The sequence below is a fragment of the Bradyrhizobium mercantei genome (genome assembly GCF_001982635.1).
In the GTDB taxonomy this organism is placed as follows: domain Bacteria; phylum Pseudomonadota; class Alphaproteobacteria; order Rhizobiales; family Xanthobacteraceae; genus Bradyrhizobium; species Bradyrhizobium mercantei.
Map to the genome: position 1 here is coordinate 853,921 of NZ_MKFI01000004.1, position 22,577 is coordinate 876,497.

Consider the following 22,577-nt stretch of genomic DNA (forward strand, 5'->3'; position numbering starts at 1 on the left):
AATCACTCTTGTTTTGACGCGTTTTCTTCGCGCGAACCGGTGCCCACTTCGCCCGAAAACGCTTCTCGTTGTCAGCGGCGGGCGTCCTGGACGTCCTTGGTCGTCACCGCGTCCTGATAGTCGTTGCCGAAGTGCGTCCGCAAATAATTCACAACGGCGGCGACTTGACCATCGGTCATCATGTCGCCGAACGCCGGCATGCCGCGGCGGCCGTTGACGACGAGGAAGATCGGATAGCTGCCGGATTCGAGATTCTTGTTCCCGGCGAGCGACGGGTAGGTGCCGGCGCCGCTGGCGCCTGTCGCATCCGGCATGTGGCAGCCCTGGCAGACATTGGCGAACAGCTCCTCGCCGGTCATCTCCACGAAACGGTAGCCCGAGGAGAAGGTGCGCTTGCCCGCGCCACCATCCTGCCCAAGGGCCGCGGTTGCCGACAGCAGCGCCAGCGCGGCGATCGCAGATGTTCCTGTTCGCATCATCAGGTCTTCACCACGCGTTCGTGCAATCGGGTAATGGCATCGAGCGCGGACAGGATCGCGCCCTCCTGCCAGGCCGGCAGCCGCGAAGCGTGCTCGCCCGCCAGGGCGATGCGGCCGTCGATCTGGCAGAGATTGCGGTAATGCTGCGCCCGCCCGGCCTCGGTCCATTCGCCGGCGCAGCCGAGCGTGAACGGTACCCGATGCCAGGCCACCGCGACGCCGTTCTCGAATTCGCTTTTGTACTGCGGATGGATCTTGGAGCCGAATTCGACCGCGCTGGCAACCCGCTCGGCCGGCGTCATCGCGGTGAACTCGAAGGAATTGGCGCCCTCGTACAGATAGGCGCCGAGCAGGACGCCGCGGCCGCCGCGATTGAAGCCGTAGTTCGGGTAGCCGATATTCCGGATCGGCAGGTCGGTGTAGCTGATGCCGCCATAGATCGCGTCGTCCTCCTCCCAGAACCGCCGCTTGAACTGCAGCCCGACCTTCACCGAGGCGGCATAGGGCAAGGAATCGATCGCGCTCTTCATCGGCGCGCCGACATCGAGCGGCAGCTGGCTCAGGATCGGCAGCGGGATGGTGCAGATGCACCAGTCGGCGGTCGCCTGCTGCACCGCGGACGAATTGGCCGTATCGACATAGCTCACGGTGACGCCGGAGCTGCTCTGCTGGATCTGCGTCACCTTGGCGTTGTAGCGGATGAGATCGCCGACCTCGCGTACGAACGCCTTGCCGATCATGTCCATGCCGCCGACCGGCTGGAACATGGTGGTCTGGAAATCGTAATGCGCAAAGCTCTGCACGTAGCGCCACATTCGCGACCGCAACAGCTCCTGCAGCGGGATCGGATCGCTGGGCAGCGGGTCGGGCATCAGGCCGCCGCCGGGATCGCGCGCATAGCCGCGGACATCGGCGGAGCGGAGGTTGGCATTGTACTTGTAGTCGCGATCCAGCGCGCCCCAGTCGCGCAACGCCTGCAACAGGATCTCCTGATCCTCCTTGCTGACGGTCTCGTCGAGCTTGCCCTGCTGGGCGACTTTGGCGAGCAACTCCGACACGCCGCCCTGGAAATCCGCCTTGATGCTGCGAAAGCGCTGCGGCTTGCCCTCGAATGCACGCGTCGCGTGCAGATAGGCGTTGTGGTTGAGCTGGATGAAGGGTTCCAGCGTCACATTGAGCCGGCGGCAGTAATCGAGCAGCGCGCGGTGATGATAGGGAATCCGCCACGGGCCGGGATTGAGATAGAGCCCCTGCTCGAACTGGCAGGTCTGCTTGAAGCCGCCGAGCTCGGTAAAGCTGTCGCCGCCGCGGATCGACCAGTTGCGGCCGCCGGCGCGGCTGTTGAATTCGAGGATCTGGACCTTGTAGCCGGCCTTGCGCAGTTCCAGTGCCGCCGTCATGCCGGCAAGCCCCGCGCCGAGAATCAGCACCGAAGCGCCCTTCACGTCGCCTGCGAGCTTGAGCGGCCCCTTGTAGGCGGACTCGGATGCGAAGCCGAGGCTCGTCATCGCGTGATACATCGCCGAACTGCCGGCGATGGTCCCGATCAGTGCCAGCAAATCCCGCCGCCTGATCACAGATTCGTTCTGCACCCGCGTTCACCCAGCCACTGGTTTCGATGGTGAAAGGAAACGGTTGACGCGATCCGTGTCAAGAAAGGGCACACGCTTCCACATGCACCCACACGCGCTTTTGATGCGTGACGCGACCGATCCATCACACCACACGCTCGCGATGCACGCGCCGGCAATCCATCTCGAAATCGAGCCCGACCACCGGCGGCCGGTCGAAATGCCAGGTCAAGCCGTTGCGCAGCACGCCGCGGCTGCCGAGCTCGCTTTCCAGCACCGGATAGGCGTCGTGCACGGTGTAGAGCTGCACCGCGGTGGTGTCCCGCCACGAGCCATTGAGCGCGCTCATCCGGCGTTCCATCTCGCCAAGCACGAATTTCGCCTTCGCCAGGATACCGGCCGGACTGGTGTCGCCGGGAGCGACGGTATGATCGCGATAATTGGCCTTGCCTTCGACCGACTCGCCGCTTCCGGCCACGACGAAGCTCGCCGGTGCATCCTTCGCAGCCGGCACCGTGTACGAGAAGGCGTGGAAGCTCGGCTCGCCGGGCGGATCGAGTTTTGGACAGACATTGCTGCGCGCCACCGGATTGACGCCGTCGCGCATCACGCCCCAGGCGATCAGCGTCTCGATGTAGATCTCGTTGAAGGCCCTGAACCCGTCCTCGGTGAACGGCGCCGGCGAACGCAATTCGCAGGCGCCGAATGCGGTCAGCGGGCGGCCGGTGGTCTTGATGATATCGGCGATCGTTTCAAAGCTAGCTTTCAGCGGCACCGGTTCAGAGAACCTGACGCGCTCGATGGCAAAGCCGGGCAACGCGGCGATGCCACAGGAATACTGGCTGACGCCAGGCATGAAGCGGTAGCCGCCGTCGGAAGCCTCGATGGTGCTGGTCATGGTGCCTCTTGATGTGGACACAGTGATGCGCTGTCACGATGACGTCGCGGGATGCAGGATACACGCGAACGGCCCGATTTCATCACCGCCGTCGTCCTGGTGAAAGCCAGGACGACGGCGGAGTTCTCGATTCAAAACGTCAACATCGGTGTCATCACCCGGCTTGACCGGGCGATCCAGTATTCCAGAGGCAGTCGTTATTGACCCGAGAGGCCGCGGCGTACTGGATCGCCCGGTCAAGCCGGGCGATGACAGCTGTAGGTGGGGACACAGTTTCGCGTTCTCGCGACATGAATCGTCCGAGCTTTGCATTTCGTTTCGCCGCTCTGAAATCAGAGGGCGCAGGGAAAGCCGGGTGCCGATCGCACCCATGGGCCCCGTGCAAAAGGTAGAAAGCACGGGGATAGGACCACAGGTGTAACCGGAAACAACCCGGCTTTCCCTGCGCGATGGGTTACGGCTTACTTCGTGCTCTCCCCGGCGAGACTTGGCTTTGTTGTCACCGTCTCCGCAACGCGCACTGCGCAATTCGAGAGACACCTGCCATTAGGGCGTCAGGACCACACGACTTCACCGTCCGCCTCATGCGCACTCGTCAGTTGCGCAATCGGCGTCCACCGCATCTCGACCCGCGTTCGTGACGACCGCGAAGCGCCCCTCGTGCCGGGCGAGACTTCGGATTAATAGCATTGAGTCACTATTCTGATAAAGCGAAATATTTTTGCCGTGGGGCCTTGACGCGTTTTTGCTGAGTTGCCCGTCGGGCACTCTGTACGTCGCAATTGCAAGGGACGCACCGACGGAAGGGCTCCCTCCCCCCTTGCGGGGGAGGGCTGGGGAGAGGGGTGCCACACGGCAGGCTCTCTCCGAATTCGTCACGGCATGCAGGCGATGCAATTGGGCGGTTAGCGCCCTCATCAGTCATCACTCCCGGGGCCACCCCTCTCCCCACCCTCTCCCGCAAGGGGAGAGGGAGCCGGAGAGGCGTGCTCACCTCACCGGTCGCTTCGGATTCTCGGTTCGCGAGCTCCCGGGTACGCACCAGAGAATGACGAAAGAACGATCGCCTCAGTGCGCCTTGGCAACGTAGGGGCAGCCGCCTTCATCGAGCGGACGGAAGGCCTGGTCGCCCGGCACCGTGGCGAGATATTCGTAGAGATCCCACTTGCTCTTGGACTCTTCCGGCTTCTTGATCCGCATCAGATACATGTCGTGCACCATGCGGCCGTCCTCGCGCACCACGCCGTTCTGGGCGAAGAAATCATTCACCGGGGTCTTGCGCATCTGCGCAATCACGGTTTCCGAATCCACCGAGTTGGTCGCCGCGACCGCCTTGAAATAGTGCCGCAGCGCCGAGTTGACGCCGGCCTGGTAGGCGGTCGGCATCGCGCCATGCCGCTTGAAGAACTCCTGGGCGAAGGCGCGCGTCTCGGGTGTACGATCCCAATAGAAGGAATCGGTGAACAGCAAATCATGCGCATGCGCGAGCCCAAGCGCCGGCACGTCCGTGAGCGTCACCTGCAATGCGACGACCTGCATGCTGGCGCGGATGTTGAACTCGTCGGCCTGCGACACCGCGTTGCGGAAGTCGGAGCCGGCATTGGCGAGCGCCAGGATCTTGGCGCCGGAGGATTGGGCCTGCAGCAGGAAGGACGAGAAATCGGCGGTGTCGAACGGATGGCGGACGGCGCCCAGCACCTTGCCGCCGGCCGATGTCACGGCCTTGCTCGCATCGCGCTCCAGCGCCTGGCCGAATGCGTAGTCCGCGGTGAGGAAGAACCACGGCGTGCCGCCGCGCGCCACCACCGCCTTCGCCGTCGCGTTCGACGAGGCATAGGTGTCGTAGGTCCACTGCACGCTGGTCGGCGAACATTGCTTGCCGGTGAGGTCAGACGAACCGGAGCCCGAGATCAGGAACAGCTTCTTGCGTTCGCGCGTCACCGTCTGGATCGCCAGCGCCACCGCGGAATTGACGCCTTCGGCGACCACGTCGACACCCTTGTTGTCGATCCAGTTGCGCACGATGCCGGTCGCCACGTCGGGCTTGTTCTGGTGATCCGCCGAAATGATCTCGATCTTGCGGCCGGCGACCGTGCCGCCGATTTCCTCCGCGGCCATCTGTGCCGCGATCACCGAGCCCGGACCGTTGCCGTCGGAATATTGCCCGCTCATGTCGGTGATGATGCCGACGCGCAGCACGCCATCCTCCGCGCGGGCCGCACCGGCAGCAAAGGAGAGACACGCGGCAGCAATTGCGATCAGGAGATGCGAGCGTTTCGTGATGGACATTTCTTTCCCAGAGGTTCGGATGGTTCGGACGATCTCCTGAAGGAATCAGGGATTGCCGACAACCCCGCGCGTCAGCATGGCGCTCTGCGATTCAGCCCGGAAATTCCATGAGAAGGAACACAACCGAGGCGCCGACATTCACGCCTCACCGATCATGCGAACGCCGCGACGAGATTTCGCCGCGGCGTGCCCTGGATCATACGATTGGATGATGCGTTGCCGCGTCGGGATCGCCTCAGCGGCGCTCCCACAACTGCCTTGTCAAAATGCCGGCCTTGCGCTCGATCGCCTCGGCGGCATCGAGGCACATGTCCTCGCGATAGCGCGAGCCGACGATCTGGACGCCGACCGGCAATCCCTCGTGCAGGCCGACCGGCACCACGGCCGCCGGCAGACCCAGCACGTTCATCGATGAAATGAAGCGCAGGTCGTTCCAGAACAACTCCTTGACGCGCTGGTCGCCGCCGAGATCGGCGTTGACCTCCGGCGTCTTGCGCACCGTGGTCGGCATCAGCACCAGCGGATATTGCTCGAGGAAGGCCATCCAGTTCCTGATGTGGCGCGAGCGCTCGGCGATCGCCTTCATGTAGCCGGCCTGGTCCAATTGGTTGGCCAGCGCGATGAAGCCGTGGAACGTCTTCTGGAAGTCGGCGCTGGAGGTCGCCAGCATCTGGTCCTGCAGCAACACGCGGGTCTCGGTCATGATCAGGTCGCACCAGAGCTGCCAGACCTTGTTGAGATCAGGGACCTCGACCTCGCTGACCGCGTAGCCGGCATCGGCCAAATGGTCGGCCGCCTTGCGCTGGAGTGCGATCACGCCGCGATCGGTCGCCATGTCCTCCAGGATCTTTGCAAGCGCAACCTTGATCGGCGCGGCAGGCTTCGGACCCGTGAGCGGCGCCGGCACGTACCAGGGATCGCGCGGGTCGCGCTGCGCCATCACCTCGAGGCCGAGCCGGACGTCGGCAACGTGGCGTGCCAGGGGTCCTTGCGACGACATGAATTGTGCCATCAGCGGCCGCTCTGCCGTGGCCGAGGGATTGAACGCCGGAATGCGGCCCTGGGTCGGCTTGATAGTGGCGATGCCGTTGCAATGCGCCGGCCAGCGCAGCGAGCCGCCGATGTCGTTGCCATGCGCGATGGTGCCGATGCCGGCCGCGATCGACGCGCCGGCGCCGCCCGACGAGCCGCCGCAGGTGACCTCGGCGTTCCAGGGATTGCGCGTCAGGCCGTGCAGCGGATTGTCAGTGAAGCCGCGCAGCGAGAATTCCGGCGTGTTGGTCAGGCCGATGATGATGGCGCCGGCCTTCTTGAGATTGGCCGTCACCGGCGAGTCGCCCGGTGCGATATTGTCCTTGAAGGCGACCACGCCGTTCGAATTGGCCTGGCCCTCGACGTCGATGTTGATCTTGATCGTGACAGGCACGCCGTGCAGCGGTCCGACGGCGCCGCCGCCGCGCTTGCTGGCAGCCAGCGCCTCGTCCGCAGCCTTGGCGGCCTTCATCGCGGCGTCGCCGAGATCGACGACGACGGCGTTCAGCGCCGGGTTGGCCTCCCGCTTGCGATCGAGATGCGCGCGCACCACCTGCTCCGAGGTCGCCTCGCCATTCCTGATCGCCGCAGCCGTCTCCACGGCGGACCATTGCCAGATCGGTGCATTCGTCATGTCTTCCTCCGGTTGTTTCTTGCTTGGTTGGTTCAGTCGAGCCGCAGCGGCTGGTAAAACACGTGCTGATCGATACGCCGGTCTTCCGGAGGAACGACCACGGCCTCGGCGCTCAGCACATGATCGAGCATCACGCGGCGGGCGCGCGCCGCATTGCCGGAACGAAACGCAGCCATCAGGCGCTTGTGAAACTCGATGTTGTCGCAGGTGAAGCTCGACGGGATTTGCTCCGTGCCGAGTTGGCCGATCAGATGCCGGATCGCCTCGTTGATGAAGCGGCACACCAGGCCGAGCAGCGCATTGGGGCAGGCCTCGATCAGGATGTCGTGGAAATCGATCTCCGCGTGGCGGTGATGCTCCCAGTCCGTAAGTCCGCCGGGATGATGCTCCTGGACTGCAATCGCCCTGTCGAGCGCGGCAAAATGCGCCGGCGTGAGGTGACCGACCACGCTGAAGGCGAGCTCCGGCTCGATCAGGCGGCGGATCTGGTAGATCTGCGCAATGCTGACCGATTGAAAATAGAAGTAATTGCTGAGCAGGCCGACGATCCGGTTGATCGACACCGGCGCCACCCGCGCGCCGCCGCCGGGCCCGGTGGTGTTCTGCACCAGCCCCTGCACTTCCAGCGATTTCAGCGCCTCGCGGATGGTCGAGCGGCTGCAGCCGAACATCGCGATCAGTTCGCTCTCCTGCGGCAGCCGGTCGTTCGGCTGCAAGCCGGCCTGGAAGATGTGGCTGCGGATCAGGTCGGCGACCGCGTCCGAGCGCTTGCGCTTGATCGCGGCGCGGCGCGACGGGTCCAGGGATGGAAGGGCCGATTTATCCATTTTATGATCATAAATAGGATCGAGATGGCTTGGCAAGGGGGCGCATGCCGTCATGGCCGGGCTCGTCCCGGCCATCCACGCCTCTCTTTATCAACCGACCAAGACGTGGATGCCCGGGACAAGCCCGGGCATGACGAATGCATTGTTGGGAACTTGGAGGAGAAGTTCGGCTTCGCTCAGTTGTGCGTACGCTGCGCTTCGAGGCTACGGCTGTAGCGCGACATCGCAAAGCAAAACATGAAGTAGATCACGCCGACGAAGACGTAGACCTCGACGCTGAAGGACTGCCAGGCCGGATCGACGATCGCGGTCTTGGCTGTGGTCAAGAGATCGAAGATGCCGATGATCAGGACCAGGCTGGTGTCCTTGAAGAAGGCGATGAAGGTGTTGACGAGCGGCGGGATCACGTGGCGGATCGCCTGCGGCAGCACGATCAGCGCGTGCTTCTCCCAGTACGACAGGCCGAGCGCATCGGCCGCCTCATATTGTCCGCGCGGCACCGCCTGCAAGCCGCCGCGCACGACTTCGGCGAGATAGGCGCCGGCATAGAGGATGAAGGCGATCTGCGCGCGCAGCAGTTTGTCGATGTTGACGCCGTCGGGCATGAACAGCGGGAACATCACGCTCGCCATGAACAGCAGGCTGATCAGCGGCACGCCGCGGATCAGCTCGACATAGAGCACGCAGAGCGAACGGATCGCCGGCAGCTTCGAGCGGCGGCCGAGTGCGACCAGGATGCCGAGCGGGAAGCCGAACGCCAAGCCAAAGGTCGCGAGGATCAGCGTCACCGGCAGGCCGCCCCAGCGGTCCTGCGTGACAAAGGACAGGCCAAGGAATCCGCCCCACATCAGGCAGCCGATCACGGCCAGGGCCGCGGCCCACAGCAGGAACAGCTCCTTGCGCCAGAAGCTGCGGCGGCTCGAGACCGCGAACAGCGCGATGAAGATCACCACCGCAAGCGCCGGCCGCCACTGCTCGTCGAACGGATAGGTGCCGAACAGGATGAAGCGGTACTTCTCGGGAACGACCGCCCAGCAGGCGCCGGCGCCGCGCAGTGCGCGGCAGGCAGAGGTGTCGTTGCCGGAGACGATCCAGACCGCATTGGCAATGCCCCATTGCCAGAACGCGATACAGGCCTTGCCGAGCACGAACAACAGCAGCAGCGTCATGATGCTCGAGGGTATCGAGGCGAACAAATTGGCACGCAGCCACGCGGTGAAATGACCGCCGAGTGCCCGGGGTGCGGGCCGCGGGCCGATCGGCAACGGATCCTGCGGAAGGTGGGCGACCGAGCTCATGTCAGCGCTCCACCAGCGCGATCCGCGCATTGTACCAGTTCATGAACAGGCTGATGCCGAGGCTGATGGTGAGGAACACCATCATGATCAGCGCGATCGACTCGATCGCCTGCCCGGTCTGGTTCAGCGTGGTGTTGGCGACCGAGACGATGTCCTGGTAGCCGACCGCGACCGCGAGCGACGAGTTTTTCGTCAGATTGAGATACTGGCTGGTCATCGGCGGGATGATGACGCGCAGCGCCTGCGGCAGCACGATGTGTTGCAGCACGAAGCCGCGCTTCAGCCCGAGCGCCTTGGCGGCCTCCGACTGGCCGCGCGGCACCGCCTGGATGCCGCTGCGCACGATTTCCGCAATAAAGGCCGAGGTATAGGTGACGAGCGCGATCAGCAGCGCGAAATATTCGGGCGCCAGGGTCAGCCCGCCGACGAAGTTGAAGCCGCGCAGCTCGGGCAGCGTGATGCTCCAGCTTGCGCCCGCGAGCCACGACACCAGCGCGGGCAGCGCGACGACGAGGCCGAGCGCATATGGCCACGCCGGCCGCGCGCGGCCGTCGAGCATTTGCTGCGCGATCAGGCGGCGCCTGACGAAGTGGAAAACGATCAGGCCGGCGATCACAGCGAGGATGGTCCACCAATTGGCCTCGCTCAGCGGGACCGACGGCAGGATCAGGCCGCGATTGGAGAGATAGACGCCCTCAACCGGCTTCCAGGCCTGGCGCGCCGCCGGCAGGCCCTGCATCAGCACGTACCAGAACAATAGCTGCAACAGCAGCGGCAGGTCGCGCAGCACCTCGACATAGACAGCGGCGAGCCGCGCCAGCAGCCAGTTCGACGACAGCCGCGCGATGCCGACCAGCGTGCCGATCACGGTCGCCAGCACGATCCCGATCACGGCGACGCGCAGCGTGTTGACGATGCCGACGATGAAGGCGCGCAGATAGGTGTTCTTCGGCGTGTAGTCGATCCAGCTGTCGGCGATCGGCATGCCGGCCTCCCGGCCGAGGAAGGCAAAGCCGGTCGAGATGCGCCGCACCGAGAGATTATGGACCGCGTTCGACCACAGGAAGGCGACGACGGCGACCGCGATGCCGACCACGAGGATCTGCCAGAACAGGCCCGCGACGCGGGGATCGCTGAGCGAAAGCCGCCACGGCCGGGCGGGAGGGCGTTTCGGCGTCGATGTCGTCACAGCACAAGGATCCCGGTGAGAAGCGATCTTCTGCCATGCGCTCTTATGCGCGCGTCATATGTTGCACCAAATTGATAATTGTGCAACATATGTTTCATGGCCCAGGCTCAGCCGAAACCATCGCCCCTGAACGAATTGTGCAGCGCATTGCCGTCGCTGCCAATGCGCTTGCAGGAGGTCGGCCGGTTTGTCGCAGCCAATGATTACGACGCCACCACGCGCTCGATGCGCGAGCTTGCCTCCGTCGCGGGCGCCGATCCTGCCTCCTTTACCCGTCTGGCAAAAGCGCTCGGCTATTCCGGCTGGGATGAATTGCGCGCCGCGCTCACCGAGGCGCGACGGCCGGCACAGGGCTCGCCGTTCTCCGGCCGTGCCAAAAGCCGCCGCGGCGGGCCGAATGCCGATGTCAAACTGGTGCATGACAAGCTCGAGGCGGAAGCCGCGGGCCTTGCGCGGATTTCCGCGAATGCGATCGCGGATGCGGCGCGTGCGCTGCACACGGCAAACCGGATCTGGATCACCGGCTTTCGCAGCTGCCGCAGCGTCGCGGAACTGCTGACCTATCAGCTTCGCCTGTTCCGGCCCGACGCCGTGCAGCTGGTCGGCGGTTCCGGCCCGTTCGATCTCGACCACGGCGCCTTCCGCACTGAGGACGCCGTGGTCGTGATCGGCTTTGCGCCCTACACGCTGGTCAGCGTCGAGACGGCCCGCGCGGCGCATCAGGCGCGCGCGACGCTGATCGCGATCGCCGACACGATCGCAGCGCCGATGGCCGAGGGCGCCGATCACCTGCTGCTGTTCGAGGCCGCCTCCTCGCCCGGCTTCTTCCCGAGCCTCACCGGCGCGATCGCCGTCGCGCAGTCGCTCGCCGCCGTCGCCTTCACGCTGGGCGGCGCGGGCGCAAAACGCAAGCTGGAGGAGACCGAGGCCAGGCTTGCCAAGATGTCGCAATACACTGTCGAGAAAGGATGACCGTCATGGCCGCCAACAAGAGCCGCGTGATGCATCGCAGCCTGCGCGAGACCCCGCCGAAGGCGGTTGGCGGCGAAGGCGTCTGGTTGATCGGGGAGGACGGCCACCGCATTCTGGATTCCTCCGGCGGCGCCGCGGTGTCCTGCCTCGGCCATCAGCATCCGCGGATTCTTGCCGCGATCGCCAAGCAGGCCTCAAGGCTTGCCTACGCGCACACCAGCTTCTTCTCATCGGAGCCTGCGGAAGAGCTCGCCGAGCGGCTGGTTGGTCACGAGCCCGGCGGGCTCGGTTATGTCTACTTCGTCAGCGGCGGCTCGGAGGCGATCGAGGCCTCGATCAAGCTGGCGCGGCAATATTTCATCGAGCGCGGCGAGCCGAAGCGCGCACGCTTCATCGCGCGCCGCCAGAGCTATCACGGCAATACGCTCGGCGCGCTGTCGGCCGGCGGCAATGCCTGGCGCCGCGAGCCCTACGCGCCGCTGCTGTCGCCGTCGTTCAGCCACGTCACCCCCGCCTTCGCCTATCACGAGAAGCGCGACGATGAATCCGAGGCCGCGTTCGTGGCCCGGCTTGCCGCCGAGCTCGAGGCCGAATTCCAGCGGCTCGGCCCCGAGAACGTCGCGGCCTTCATCGCCGAGCCCGTGGTCGGTGCCACTGCCGGCTGCGTGCCGGCACCGGAAGGTTACTTCAAGGCGGTGCGCGAGATCTGCAACCGCCACGGCGCGCTTCTGATCCTCGACGAGGTGATGTGCGGCATGGGCCGCACCGGCACGCTGCATGCGTGGGAGCAGGAAGGCATCTCGCCCGACATCCAGGCGATCGCCAAGGGTCTCGGCGGCGGTTATCAGCCGATCGGCGCGATGCTCGCGAACGGCAGCATCGTCGACACCGTGCGCAACGGCTCCGGCGCGTTCCAGCACGGCCACACATATCTGGCGCATCCGCTCGCCTGCGCCGCTGCGCTCGAGGTGCAGAAGACGATCGCAGAAGAGAAGCTGCTCGACCAGGTCAAGGAGCGCGGCAGACAGCTCGAGCAGCGGCTGATCGAACGCTTCGGCAATCACCGCCATGTCGGCGACATCCGCGGCCGCGGCCTGTTCTGGGGCATCGAGCTGGTCGCCGACCGCGGCACGCGGCAGTCGTTCGATCCCAAGCTGAAATTGCATCAGCGGATCAAGTCCGCGGCGTTCGCCGGCGGCCTCGGCTGTTATCCGTCGGGCGGCACCGCCGACGGACAGCGCGGCGACCATGTGCTGCTCGCCCCGCCCTATATCGCAACTTCCAGCGACATCGACATGATCGTCGAAAGACTAGGCGCTGCGGTAGACAGCGCGTTGAAGGACATCGGTCACGGAGCGTGATCCGGAGAGGATCATGCTGAAACAGGAACGGAGGAGGACAAAATGAGGAAGGTATTGATCGCGGCGAGCCTGCTCGTCGCAGGGCTCTCGACCGCAAGCGCGGCGACGCTCGACACCGTCAAGCAGCGCGGCACGCTGGTGTGCGGCGTCTCGACCGGTTTTGCCGGCTTCTCGGCGCCGGACTCGCAGGGAAACTTCAAGGGCCTCGACGTCGACTATTGCCGCGCGCTCGCCGCCGGCATCCTCGGCGACCCCGCCAAGGTGCGCTATGTCGCGCTGACCGCGCAGAACCGCTTCACCGCGCTGCAATCGGGTGAGATCGACGTGCTCTACCGCAACTCGACGCAAACATATCTGCGCGGCACCACGCTCGGCCTGCGCCAGGGCCCGGTCAATTTCTACGACGGCCAGGGTTTTGTGGTGAAGAAGGACCTCGGCGTGAAGGAGCTGAAGGATCTCAAGGGCGCCACCGTCTGCGTCGCGCAGGGCACCACGCATGAGGTGACGCTCGGCGATTACGGCCGCGCCAACGGCATCGACTGGAAGCCTTTGGTGTTCGATCGCCCCGACACCATGTACCAGACCTTCTTCGGCGGCCGCTGCGATGCCATGACGCAAGACGCTTCCGCACTCGCCGGCGCAGTCGCGACCGCCGCACCAAAGGCCGACGACTACGTCGTGCTGCCGCAGACCATCAGCAAGGAACCGCTCGGCCCGTTCACCCGCAACGGCGACGAGGTCTGGAGCGACATCATCACCTGGCTGCATTACGGCCTGGTCGAAGCCGAAGAGCTCGGCGTCACCCAGGCCAATGTCGACGAGATGACGAAGTCGCAGGTCCCGGCGATCCAGCGCCTGCTCGGCGCATCCGGCGATCTCGGCTCGCGGCTCGGCCTCGACAACAAATGGCTGGTCGGAGCGATCAAGGCCGGCGGCAATTACGGCGAGATCTTCGAGCGCAATGTCGGCAAGGCGAGCCCCCTGAAACTCGAGCGCGGCCTCAACGCCACCTGGAGCAAGGGCGGCTTGATGTACGCGATCCCGTTCAAGTGATGACCTGAAAATCCATCTGTCCCGTCATTGCGAGCGAAGCGAAGCAATCCATCGCGCCGCAGGCATAGAGATGGATTGCTTCGTCGCTATCGCTCCTCGTAATGACGAGTTGATAGATTTAAAATCTCGCCCCGCTCGCGGGGAGAGAGCCCCTCACCCAACCTCTCCCCGCGAACAGCGGGGAGAGGGAGAAGAAACAGCGATCATGCGCATCACGCTCATTCACGCCCTCAAGCACTCGATCGTGCCAATCGAGGCCTCGTTCGCACGGCTGTGGCCGGAGGCGCGGCTGATGAACCTGCTCGACGACAGTCTCTCGGCCGATCTCGCGCGCGACGGCAAGCTCACCGAGCGCATCACCGAGCGCTTCCTGACCATGGGCCGCTATGCGGCAAGCACCGGCGCCGACGGCATTCTGTTCACCTGCTCGGCGTTCGGGCCCTGCATCGAGGCGGTGGCGCGCGCGCACGCGCCGATGCCGGTCTTGAAGCCGAACGAGGCGATGATCGAACAGGCGGTGGCGAAGGGAAAACGGATCGGCCTGCTCTCGACCTTCCCGCCGACGCTGGTGTCGATGCCGCCGGAATTTCCGTCGTCCGTGACGCTGGTGCCGAAGCTCGCCAAAGGCGCGCTGGCCGCGCTCGATCGCGGCGACCGCGCCGAGCATGATCGCATCGTGGTCGAGGCGTCCAAGGAGCTGCGCGACTGCGACCTGATCGCGCTCGCGCAGTACAGCATGGCGCCCGCAGCCGAGCGCGTCACTGACGCCACCGGCCGCGAGGTGCTGACGACGCCCGACAGTGCGGTCAAGAAGCTGAAGGCGATGCTCGGCGTTAGCTAGGACACCGCTGCGTAGGGTGGATTAGCCGACCACGTCCTCGGTCGCTCAACGAGCGAAGGCGGAAGGCGTAATCCACCGCGACGCTGATGGCGGATTACGCCGGAGCCTGTCATCGGGCCGCGCTCTGCGCGGACCCGTTGGGCTAATCCGCCCTACAGTTTTGCTTGTTCGGGCGGTAGTGGCTTTTGGCCCGTAGCCGACAATCAAGTTGATCGATAGTGTGCCGCGCAGCCTCCGCGGAGGCTCGTGTGACGTCACGTTCTGCGTCACATAATCTTCATGCTGAGGCGGCCAACTTCCGGCTGAGATGAGGGCAAAATCCCGATGCGAAATACGGCATTCCTTGTGGTTGCAGCGCTCACTGCTGTTCTCGAACCGGCCGCAGCTCAGCAGGCCCCGCCTGCGTCATCCGCAAGCGCACAACTGACGCAGAAGATGAACGCCTATGTCGGGTGCATCAACCGTCTCTCGGCGCGATCGTACGAATCCCGCGAACGCTACTTTTCCTGGGCCGCCAAGAGCGGTCCGACCGGCAAGGAGCGGATCATCTACGGCACCTACACGATCTACGACACCTCCGACTGCAAGACGAGCGTCGCAGCCGCCAATGCGGCGGACCCGCACGATGCCGGGCTTGAAGCCGCGGCGAATGCCTATGTCGCGGCCGTCACCACGCTCGAACCGCTGTTGAAGGAGGCGGACGACTACTATTCGCAGGAGAATTACAAGGACGACAAGATGGCCAAGGGCAAGGCGCTGCATCCGCGCCTGGTCGCGGCATGGGATGCGTTTGCCGGCGCCGACAAGGCGCTGCGCGCCGGCGTCGAGGCGATCAATGACAAACGCGCCGCCGAGCAGCTGGCCGCGATCGAGGCGAGCGAAGGCCGCAAGTCGCACTACTATGTCGAGGCGCTGATGATCCAGGCCAAGCGCGTGCTTCGCGCGCAGCAGGCCGACAAACCGGACCTCGACGCGGTCACCCAGGCGCTTAACGAGTATGAGGCGACGGTGAAGGCAGCCGAGGACGCCTCGGGCAAGGACGGCGACGTCAAGCTCGGCTCGATGTTCATCGGCAGCGCCAAGTCATTCCTCACCACGGCGAAGCAGCTGATGCGCCGCGTTCGCGACAAGGTGCCCTACAGCTCGGGTGAGAAGATGATGCTGAGCAATGCCGGCGCCGGCTGGATGGTGGAAGGATCCCCGGCCCGGCTGATGCGCGACTACAATCAGCTGGTCGACGGCTACAACCGCGGCGCCCGCATTTGAGTGGCCGCGCCACCCGATCGTGCGGCGCTGAATGGGCATGATCCCGTCATTGCGAGCGAAGCGAAGCAATCCATCGCGCGGCACACGCGGAGCCATGGATTGCTTCGTCGCTGTCGCTCCTCGCAATGACGGGAGACTCCGCTCATAGCCTACACCGCTGCATCATTCACATTCAGATCGACGCCCTGCGGATCCTTGATCGTCGACACCGTGATCAGCGAGATCAGCGACAGCACCGCGATGTAGACGCCGACGCGCCAGGATTCGCCGTAGGTGCCGATGATCCACTGCGCGATCATCGGCGCGAAGGCGCCGCCGAAGATGGCACCGAGCGCGTAGCCGATCGAGACGCCGGAATAGCGCACCTTGGCCGGAAACAGCTCGGCATAGAGCGCCGCCTGAGGGCCGTAGGACAGGCCAAGCGCGATGGTGAGGCCGACGGCGCTGACGAAGAACAGCAACAGGTTCTTGCTGTCGATCAGGAACCACATCGGCACCGCCCACAGCACCATCAGGGTGTAGCCGATCTGGAAGCAGCGCACGCGGCCGATCTTGTCGCCGAGGATGCCGCCCAAGAGCGTGAAGATGAACCAGCTCACCGCCGCCAGTGTGCCGATCAGCAGCAGCTGCTCGGACGGCATCTTCAGCGTGTTGGTGCCGTAGCTGATGATGAACGCGATCAGGATGTAGCCGGCCGCATTGTTGGCCATGAAGATCAGCGCGGTGCGCAAGATCTCCTTGGCATGATTGCGCATCAGCTCCTTGAGCGGTGCGGCGGATTCCTTGTGCCGCCGCTGCATCGCCTTGAACACCGGCGATTCCTCGACGGTGCGGCGGATCACGATGCCGACGACGATCAGCACGATCGACAGCAGGAACGGAATCCGCCAGCCCCACTCGATCATCGCCTGCTTGCCGAGCGTCGCCGTCAGCACCCACAACACGCCGGTCGCCAGGATCATGCCGAGCGGCGTGCCGATCTGCGGGAACGAGCCGAAGAAGCTGCGCTTGTCGACGGGAGCCGATTCCACCGACATCAGTGCCGCGCCGCCCCACTCCCCGCCGGCCGAGAAGCCCTGCAGGATGCGAAGCAGAATCAGGAGCGCCGGCGCCCAGGCGCCGATCTGCGCATAGGTCGGCAGCAGGCCGACCAGCGCGGTCGCAGCGCCCATCAACAAGAGCGTAACGACCAGCATGTTCTTGCGTCCGAACCGGTCGCCGAGATGGCCGCAGACGATGGCCCCTAACGGGCGGAACAGGAATGACAGGCCGAGCGTCGCAAACGAGACGATCTGCGCCAGCAGCGGGTTGTTCGCATTCATCGGCGCGAAGAACAGCGCGCCGAACACGAGGCCGGCGGCCTGCGCGTAGACGAAGAAGTCGTACCACTCGATCGTGGTGCCGACGAGCGTTGCCGTGAGAACCTTGCGCTCCTCATCCGACAGCGTTGCGCCGCGCGAGCGCGCGGATAGTTCGATGGACATGTGGCCTCCCCAAAACCGTTCTTGGCCGTGCGGGCGTGGTCGGCGGCGATGCGCCTACCCCGCACGGATGCTGGGACCGAGATAGCAGAGCTCCGCGCCGAGGACGAGCAAATAGTTGCAGCCGCAACGATATACAGGCAAGAATGCCCCTCGCCGCCGGTTCCCTGACCGGGCTACCTCACCCGCCGCCGACGGTCTCCCATCCGGAAATGCCGATTGTGCAACGCAGCAAGGCCGTTATGATCCGGGCTCTCCAAGGGGTCTTAAGTGTCTGACATCAATGCCGATGCCTGGGTTTCCTCAGGCCACCGCCCGATGGGCTTTCCGGAATTCGTCGTCGTCATTGCCTCCATCATGGCGCTGAACCCGCTGGCGATGGACATGATGCTGCCGGCGCTGCCGAACATCCGCTCCGCCTTCCAGATCGCCGACGCCAACCGTCCGCAGATGGTGCTGTCGATCTTCCTGGTCGGCTTCGGCGTCGGCCAGTTCGTGATGGGCCCGCTGTCGGATCGCTTCGGCCGCCGCCCGGTGCTGCTCGGCGGCATGGCCGTCTACACCATCGCCGGCCTGCTCGCGATCATGGCGCCCTCGTTCGAGACACTGCTGCTGGCGCGGGCGCTGCAAGGGCTCGGCACCGCGGCAACCCGCGTGATCGCGACCTCGATCGTGCGCGACTGCTACGCCGGACGGCGGATGGCGAGCGTGATGTCGCTCGCGATGATGGTGTTCATCGCGGTGCCCGTGATCGCGCCGTCCTTCGGCCAGGCGGTGATGCTGCTGACGCATTGGCGCGGCATTTTCGTGCTGCTGATGATCTACGGCGTGATCGCGTTGGCTTGGAGCGCGATGCGGATGCCGGAGACGCTGCCGCTCGAGCTGCGCAAGTCGCTGGCGATCCCGGAGGTGCTGTCGGCGTTCCGCCAGACCGTCACCAACCGCCAGACGCTCGGCTATGCACTCGCCGCCGGCGGCGTGCAGGGCTCGCTGTTCGCCTTCGTCTTCTGCTCGCAGCAGATCTTCACCGAGATCTTCAAGCTCGGACATTACTTCCCGGTCGCCTTTGCGGCTTGCGCAGTCGGCGTCGCGATCGCGGGCTTCCTCAATTCGCGCATCGTCGGCCGCATCGGCATGCGCGTGATCTCGCATGCCGCACTGACCGGCTTTGCCGTCGTCGCCGGGGTGCTGTTCCTCACCGTGAAGACCGACACGCTGTCGCTGCCGCTGTTCATGGCGCTGTCGGGCCTGATGATGTTCGCGTTCGGGCTGATGATGGCGAACTTCACTGCGCTCGCGATGGAGCCGCAGGGCAAGATCGCCGGCACGGCGTCGTCGCTCTACGGCACGATCACCACGTTGCTCGGGATCGGCGTCGGCACCACGATCGGCCAGGATTACGACGGCACGCTGCTGCCGTTCGCCACCGGCTTCTTCCTCTGCACCCTGGCCGCGCTCGCCGTGGTGCTGGTGACGGAGAAGGGCCGGATGTTCCGGCCGCATCATCTTCCGATTTGATTTGGTAGATCCGTAGCCCGCATGAGCGCAGCGATATGCGGGGCCGAAAGAACCCGGATGTCGCTTCGCTCATCCGGGCTACGATTCTGGTGACGGAAACCGGATGTTCTGCGGGACGAACCGCGGACTTCGACAGTGCCGCGGTTTGAGATTTCAGTCTTTGACGGCATTCGCCCGCCTTGCGTATCTTCCACGCTACCCTTAGCCCAAAGCATGGATAGAAGATGAAGCTCACGGTTCACATTCCGGATGAACTCATTGCTGAGGTCAAAGACAGACTCCCACCACCCGAAATGGGAATGCTGGAAGCTATAGCCCTCGACGCCATCCTTGGCTTTATCGGCCGCCTCAAATCAACTTTTGCGACGCGGCCTGACAATACCCTGAGGTCTAGTCCGTAGCCCGCATGAGCGCAGCGATATGCGGGGCCGACAGAACCCGGATGTCGCTTCGCTCATCCGGGCTACGATTCCGAGATTGCCTCAGGCTTCCCGCGTCCGTCCGACGCTGCTCCGCGCCTGCACCGGCACAGCACGATGCCGCGTCGCCGCAAATCCCTCCATCCCGAGCTGCCACTGCAGGCCGACGATCGCGCCCTTGGTCGGCTGCAATAGTCCGAGCGCGCTGAACAGCGTGAATGGCAGCCAGATAGCCAGTTGCAGCCAGGCCGGCGGCGCGTAGGTCATCTCCATCCAGAGCAGCGCCGGCACCACGACGTGGCCGACCACCACGATCACGAGATAGGCCGGAAAATCGTCCGCGCGCTGCGGGGTGAAGTCCTCGCCGCACACCTCGCAATGATCAGCGACTTTAAGGAAGCGGCCGAACAGATGGCCGCGCCCGCAGTTCGGGCACTTCATCGCAAAACCGCGCAACATCGCCTTTGGCAGGGAAACCGTCTCGGTCATTGCCGTCGTCCTTTGGTCGTTGTCCTTGACCTGATCTGATGATCCATACAATATGCGCTCGAGATCATACAATCAAAGACAAAGCGTCGAATTGCATGGATTGGATCCCTACGGTTTCGGAATGGCACGGCCCGATGTTCCTGCGCATCGTCGACGCGCTCGCCGCCGATATCGCGAGCGGCCGGCTGGTGCGCGGCCAGCGGCTGCCGACCCATCGCGCGCTGGCAACCGCGCTCGACATCGATCTCACCACGGTGACGCGCGCCTATGGCGAGGCGCGGCGGCGCGGACTGCTGGATGCCCGCGTCGGCCAGGGCACATTCGTCTCGGAGACCACCCAACGCGCAGCGTCCGAGCTATCAGCGCCCGTCAACATCGACCTGTCGATGAACCTGCCGCCCCAGCCGGTCGAGGCCAATCTCGATCTGCGTATCGCGCAGGGACTGGCGACCATCCGCTCCGAGGCCGGGTTCTCCGCCTATCTCGGCTATACCCGTCCCGGCGGCACCGCGGATGAACGCGAGGTCGGCGCCGCGTGGCTCGCGCCGCGCGTGCCGCAGGCTTCAGCCGACCGCATCGTGATCTATCCGGGCTCGCAGGCGATCATCTTCAATGCGCTGCTGGCGCTGACATCACCGGGCGATGTGGTGCTGACGGAAGCGTTGACGTTTCCCGGCATCAAGGCCGCAGCGGCCCGGCTCGATGTCCGTCTCATCGGCGTTGCGATGGATGCCGAGGGCGTGCGGCCCGACGCGCTCGACGACGCCTTCCGCAAGCACAAGCCAAAGGCGGTCTATCTGATCCCGACGCAGCAGAACCCGACCACCGCGACGATGGGCGCTGTCAGGCGCAAGGCGATTGCCGATGTCATCAGCAAGCGCGGCTGCGTCCTGATCGAGGACGACGTCTACGGCCCGCTCGAACCGCAGATGGCGCCGATCGCCACCCTGATTCCGGAACACACCTACTACGCCGCGAGCATCGCGAAATGCATCGCGCCGGCCCTGCGCGTCGCCTATCTGCTGGCGCCCGATGCCGCCGCCGAGCAGCGCATGCGGTCGAGCATGCAGGCCACCATGCAGATGCCGCCATCGCTGATGGTCGCGCTGGTGACGCAATGGCTGCGCTCCGGTGTCGCAGCCGACATCATCCGCGCCATCCGCAACGAGGCGGCGGCGCGCCAGCAGCTTGCGGCCCGCTTCCTCAAGGGCGTCGCCTATGCGGCACGGCCGGCGAGCCATCATCTCTGGATGCCGCTGCCAAAGCATTTCGACGGCACCGACCTGCTGTCGCATCTGATGCGCAATGGCCTCGCCGTGGTGGGCGAAGATGCCTTTGCGGCCGGCGATGCCGCCCCGCGCGGCCTGCGCGTCTCGCTCGGCGCCGCGCGCAACCGCGCCGAACTGAGCCAGGCGCTGCAGGTGCTGTCGAATGCGGTGCGCACACCGGTCGGCGCGACGCAAATTGTATGAATTTCGACCATCGTCAGGGAATAAAGTCGCTCGAAAATGATTATGGTGCGGGGCGTCCGCGCTACGACGGCGGCGTTCAAGGCATCAGACAGGGGCGGCTTTCAATGTCATGCGGATATGACCGGGCGATCCACCCTGCCGTGCGGACGCTTCGCAGGGCGGCGGCCGCGATCTCCTGTCTTGCATTCGTCACATCGGGCGCCGCGCGCGCCACCGACGCACCTGCCCCGTCACCGGAGAAGCTCGAACGCATCACCGAGTTCTTCAACACCGAGGTCACGAGCGGCCGCATTCCCGGCGCTGTCATCCTGATCCAGCAGCACGGCAAGCCGGTCTATCTGAAGACCTTCGGCTATCGCGACGTCACCACCAAGTCGCCGATGCGGCCGGACACGATGTTCGCGCTGCATTCGATGACGAAGCCGATCACCAACACCGCCGCAATGATGCTGGTCGACGAGGGCAAACTGTCGCCGCAGGACCCGCTGTCGAAATACATTCCGGCGTTCGCCGACGTGAAGGTCGCGATCGAGCCGGACGGCGGCAACGATCCGGCCAAGGTGGAACTGGTGCCGCCGATCCGCCCCGTGACCATCGAAGACATCATGCGGCACACCTCGGGCATCACCTACGAATATATCGGCGCCGACTGGATCCAGAAGATCTACCGCGCCGGACATTTGTTCGACGGCAAGTTCGACAACAAGGAGTTCGTTGCAAGGCTCGCCAGGCTGCCGCTGTCGCGGCAGCCCGGCACGCTGTGGCGTTACGGCCATTCCACCGACGTGCTCGGCCGGGTGATCGAGATCGTCTCGGGCAAGACGCTCTATCAGTTCGAGAAGGAGCGCATCCTCGACCCCCTCAAGATGAACGACACCAGATACGCGCTCGATGCCGAGACCGAGCGGACGCGGCTGGCCGAGCCGCTGCCCTCCGACACCATCCTGATCGAGGGCGAGAACGACCGGCGCGCGCATCCGGAATGGGAATCCGGCGGCGGCGGCCTGGTCTCGACCATTCTCGATTACGCGCGGTTCGCGCAGATGCTGCTGAACGGCGGTGAGCTTGACGGCAAGCGTTATCTCAGCCCCGCCGCCTTCAAGACCATGACCACGGACCATATCGGGCCGGGCTCCGGCGTCGGCCGCGACTACTGGTATTTTCCGGGTGACGGCTTCGGTTACGGCTACGGCATCGCCGTGCGCACCGATCCAGGCATCGCCAAGCCGCCGCCGCCCGGCTCGATCGGCGAGCTGAAGTGGGACAGCGGCAGCGGCACCTATTTCGGCGTCGATCCGAAGCTCGACATGATCTACATCATGCTCGAGCAGACCCAGAACGAACGCCAGCGCATCACGCCGGCATTCCGCAAGCTGGTCTACGACGCGTTCAGCCCGGACTGAGCAGTCGCTGGTCGCCTCGTCATTGCGAGGAGTGAAACGACGAAGCAATCCATCTATCCGCTCGCTCACGGATAGATGGATTGCT

Annotated in this window: 20 protein-coding genes; 10 read left to right on the forward strand and 10 right to left on the reverse strand. The window is 64.8% G+C overall.

The features are described from left to right. Positions 1–71 precede the first annotated feature (71 nt). The 3 genes from BI327_RS21955 to cnbZ form a co-directional block, all read right to left on the reverse strand. Positions 72–479, reverse strand: coding sequence for a c-type cytochrome (locus tag BI327_RS21955; protein WP_076862824.1), 408 nt, complete (start codon positions 477–479; stop codon positions 72–74). Further along, positions 479–2,071, reverse strand: a complete 1,593-nt coding sequence (locus tag BI327_RS21960; RefSeq protein ID WP_076862825.1) for an NAD(P)/FAD-dependent oxidoreductase — start codon at positions 2,069–2,071, stop codon at positions 479–481. Before BI327_RS21960 ends, BI327_RS21955 begins: the two co-directional genes overlap by 1 nt. Positions 2,072–2,195: 124 nt before the next feature. Then, positions 2,196–2,948 carry a 2-amino-5-chloromuconate deaminase CnbZ gene (cnbZ, locus tag BI327_RS21965; protein WP_076862826.1) on the reverse strand — a complete coding sequence of 251 codons (753 nt, stop codon included), beginning with the start codon at positions 2,946–2,948 and terminating at the stop codon, positions 2,196–2,198. Positions 2,949–2,999: 51 nt separating this feature from the next. On the opposite strand from cnbZ, the gene BI327_RS42405 reads away from it, so the two are divergent. Beyond that, positions 3,000–3,152 carry a hypothetical protein gene (locus BI327_RS42405; protein ID WP_159450481.1) on the forward strand — a complete coding sequence of 51 codons (153 nt, stop codon included), beginning with the start codon at positions 3,000–3,002 and terminating at the stop codon, positions 3,150–3,152. A gap of 864 nt (positions 3,153–4,016) precedes the next feature. On the opposite strand, the gene BI327_RS21970 is transcribed toward BI327_RS42405, so the two are convergent. From BI327_RS21970 to BI327_RS21990, 5 genes are all read right to left on the reverse strand, one after another. Beyond that, positions 4,017–5,237, reverse strand: a complete 1,221-nt coding sequence (locus BI327_RS21970; RefSeq protein ID WP_076862827.1) for an ABC transporter substrate-binding protein — start codon at positions 5,235–5,237, stop codon at positions 4,017–4,019. Positions 5,238–5,472: 235 nt separating this feature from the next. After that, positions 5,473–6,903 (reverse strand): amidase family protein, encoded by a 1,431-nt coding sequence (locus BI327_RS21975; RefSeq protein WP_076862828.1) that lies wholly within the window; start codon positions 6,901–6,903, stop codon positions 5,473–5,475. 32 nt (positions 6,904–6,935) lie between these two features. After that, the gene (locus BI327_RS21980) at positions 6,936–7,730 is read right to left on the reverse strand and encodes a FadR/GntR family transcriptional regulator (protein ID WP_076862829.1); all 795 of its coding nucleotides are present in this window, start codon (positions 7,728–7,730) and stop codon (positions 6,936–6,938) included. A 176-nt stretch (positions 7,731–7,906) separates the two neighbouring features. Then, positions 7,907–9,028, reverse strand: a complete 1,122-nt coding sequence (locus BI327_RS21985) for an amino acid ABC transporter permease (protein ID WP_076862830.1) — start codon at positions 9,026–9,028, stop codon at positions 7,907–7,909. Between the two features lies 1 nt (position 9,029). Further along, entirely contained in the window at positions 9,030–10,217 is a 1,188-nt protein-coding gene (locus BI327_RS21990; RefSeq protein ID WP_076862831.1) for an amino acid ABC transporter permease, read from the reverse strand. 96 nt (positions 10,218–10,313) lie between these two features. Here BI327_RS21990 and BI327_RS21995 point away from each other — a divergent pair, with 96 nt between their 5' ends. The 5 genes from BI327_RS21995 (at position 10,314) to BI327_RS22015 (ending at position 15,710) form a co-directional block, all read left to right on the forward strand. Further along, a complete protein-coding gene (locus BI327_RS21995) occupies positions 10,314–11,189 on the forward strand; it encodes a MurR/RpiR family transcriptional regulator (protein ID WP_076862832.1) in 876 nt (291 codons plus the stop codon). Between the two features lie 5 nt (positions 11,190–11,194). Further along, the gene (locus tag BI327_RS22000) at positions 11,195–12,550 is read left to right on the forward strand and encodes an aspartate aminotransferase family protein (RefSeq protein WP_076863192.1); all 1,356 of its coding nucleotides are present in this window, start codon (positions 11,195–11,197) and stop codon (positions 12,548–12,550) included. 42 nt (positions 12,551–12,592) lie between these two features. Continuing rightward, the gene (locus tag BI327_RS22005; protein WP_076862833.1) at positions 12,593–13,603 is read left to right on the forward strand and encodes an amino acid ABC transporter substrate-binding protein; all 1,011 of its coding nucleotides are present in this window, start codon (positions 12,593–12,595) and stop codon (positions 13,601–13,603) included. Between the two features lie 205 nt (positions 13,604–13,808). Continuing rightward, positions 13,809–14,444 carry an aspartate/glutamate racemase family protein gene (locus BI327_RS22010; protein WP_076862834.1) on the forward strand — a complete coding sequence of 212 codons (636 nt, stop codon included), beginning with the start codon at positions 13,809–13,811 and terminating at the stop codon, positions 14,442–14,444. Positions 14,445–14,768: 324 nt separating this feature from the next. Further along, entirely contained in the window at positions 14,769–15,710 is a 942-nt protein-coding gene (locus BI327_RS22015; RefSeq protein ID WP_076862835.1) for a YiiG family protein, read from the forward strand. 149 nt (positions 15,711–15,859) lie between these two features. Here BI327_RS22015 and BI327_RS22020 read toward each other — a convergent pair whose 3' ends face one another. Further along, positions 15,860–17,194: an MFS transporter gene (locus tag BI327_RS22020; RefSeq protein ID WP_076862836.1), complete on the reverse strand. Its 1,335-nt coding sequence runs from the start codon at positions 17,192–17,194 to the stop codon at positions 15,860–15,862. A 315-nt stretch (positions 17,195–17,509) separates the two neighbouring features. On the opposite strand from BI327_RS22020, the gene BI327_RS22025 reads away from it, so the two are divergent. Together BI327_RS22025 and BI327_RS42410 are read left to right on the forward strand one after the other, a co-directional pair. Further along, entirely contained in the window at positions 17,510–18,709 is a 1,200-nt protein-coding gene (locus BI327_RS22025) for a multidrug effflux MFS transporter (protein WP_394329877.1), read from the forward strand. A 224-nt stretch (positions 18,710–18,933) separates the two neighbouring features. Continuing rightward, on the forward strand, positions 18,934–19,110 hold the full coding sequence (locus BI327_RS42410; protein WP_159450482.1) for a hypothetical protein: 177 nt from the start codon (positions 18,934–18,936) through the stop codon (positions 19,108–19,110). An 81-nt stretch (positions 19,111–19,191) separates the two neighbouring features. Here the strand turns inward: BI327_RS42410 and BI327_RS22030 are convergent, their stop codons facing one another. Beyond that, entirely contained in the window at positions 19,192–19,617 is a 426-nt protein-coding gene (locus BI327_RS22030; protein WP_245334898.1) for a DUF983 domain-containing protein, read from the reverse strand. A gap of 95 nt (positions 19,618–19,712) precedes the next feature. On the opposite strand from BI327_RS22030, the gene BI327_RS22035 reads away from it, so the two are divergent. Next, entirely contained in the window at positions 19,713–21,089 is a 1,377-nt protein-coding gene (locus BI327_RS22035) for an aminotransferase-like domain-containing protein (RefSeq protein WP_076862838.1), read from the forward strand. Positions 21,090–21,193: 104 nt separating this feature from the next. After that, positions 21,194–22,492 carry a serine hydrolase domain-containing protein gene (locus BI327_RS22040; protein ID WP_394329871.1) on the forward strand — a complete coding sequence of 433 codons (1,299 nt, stop codon included), beginning with the start codon at positions 21,194–21,196 and terminating at the stop codon, positions 22,490–22,492. The last annotated feature ends 85 nt before the right edge of the window (positions 22,493–22,577 follow it).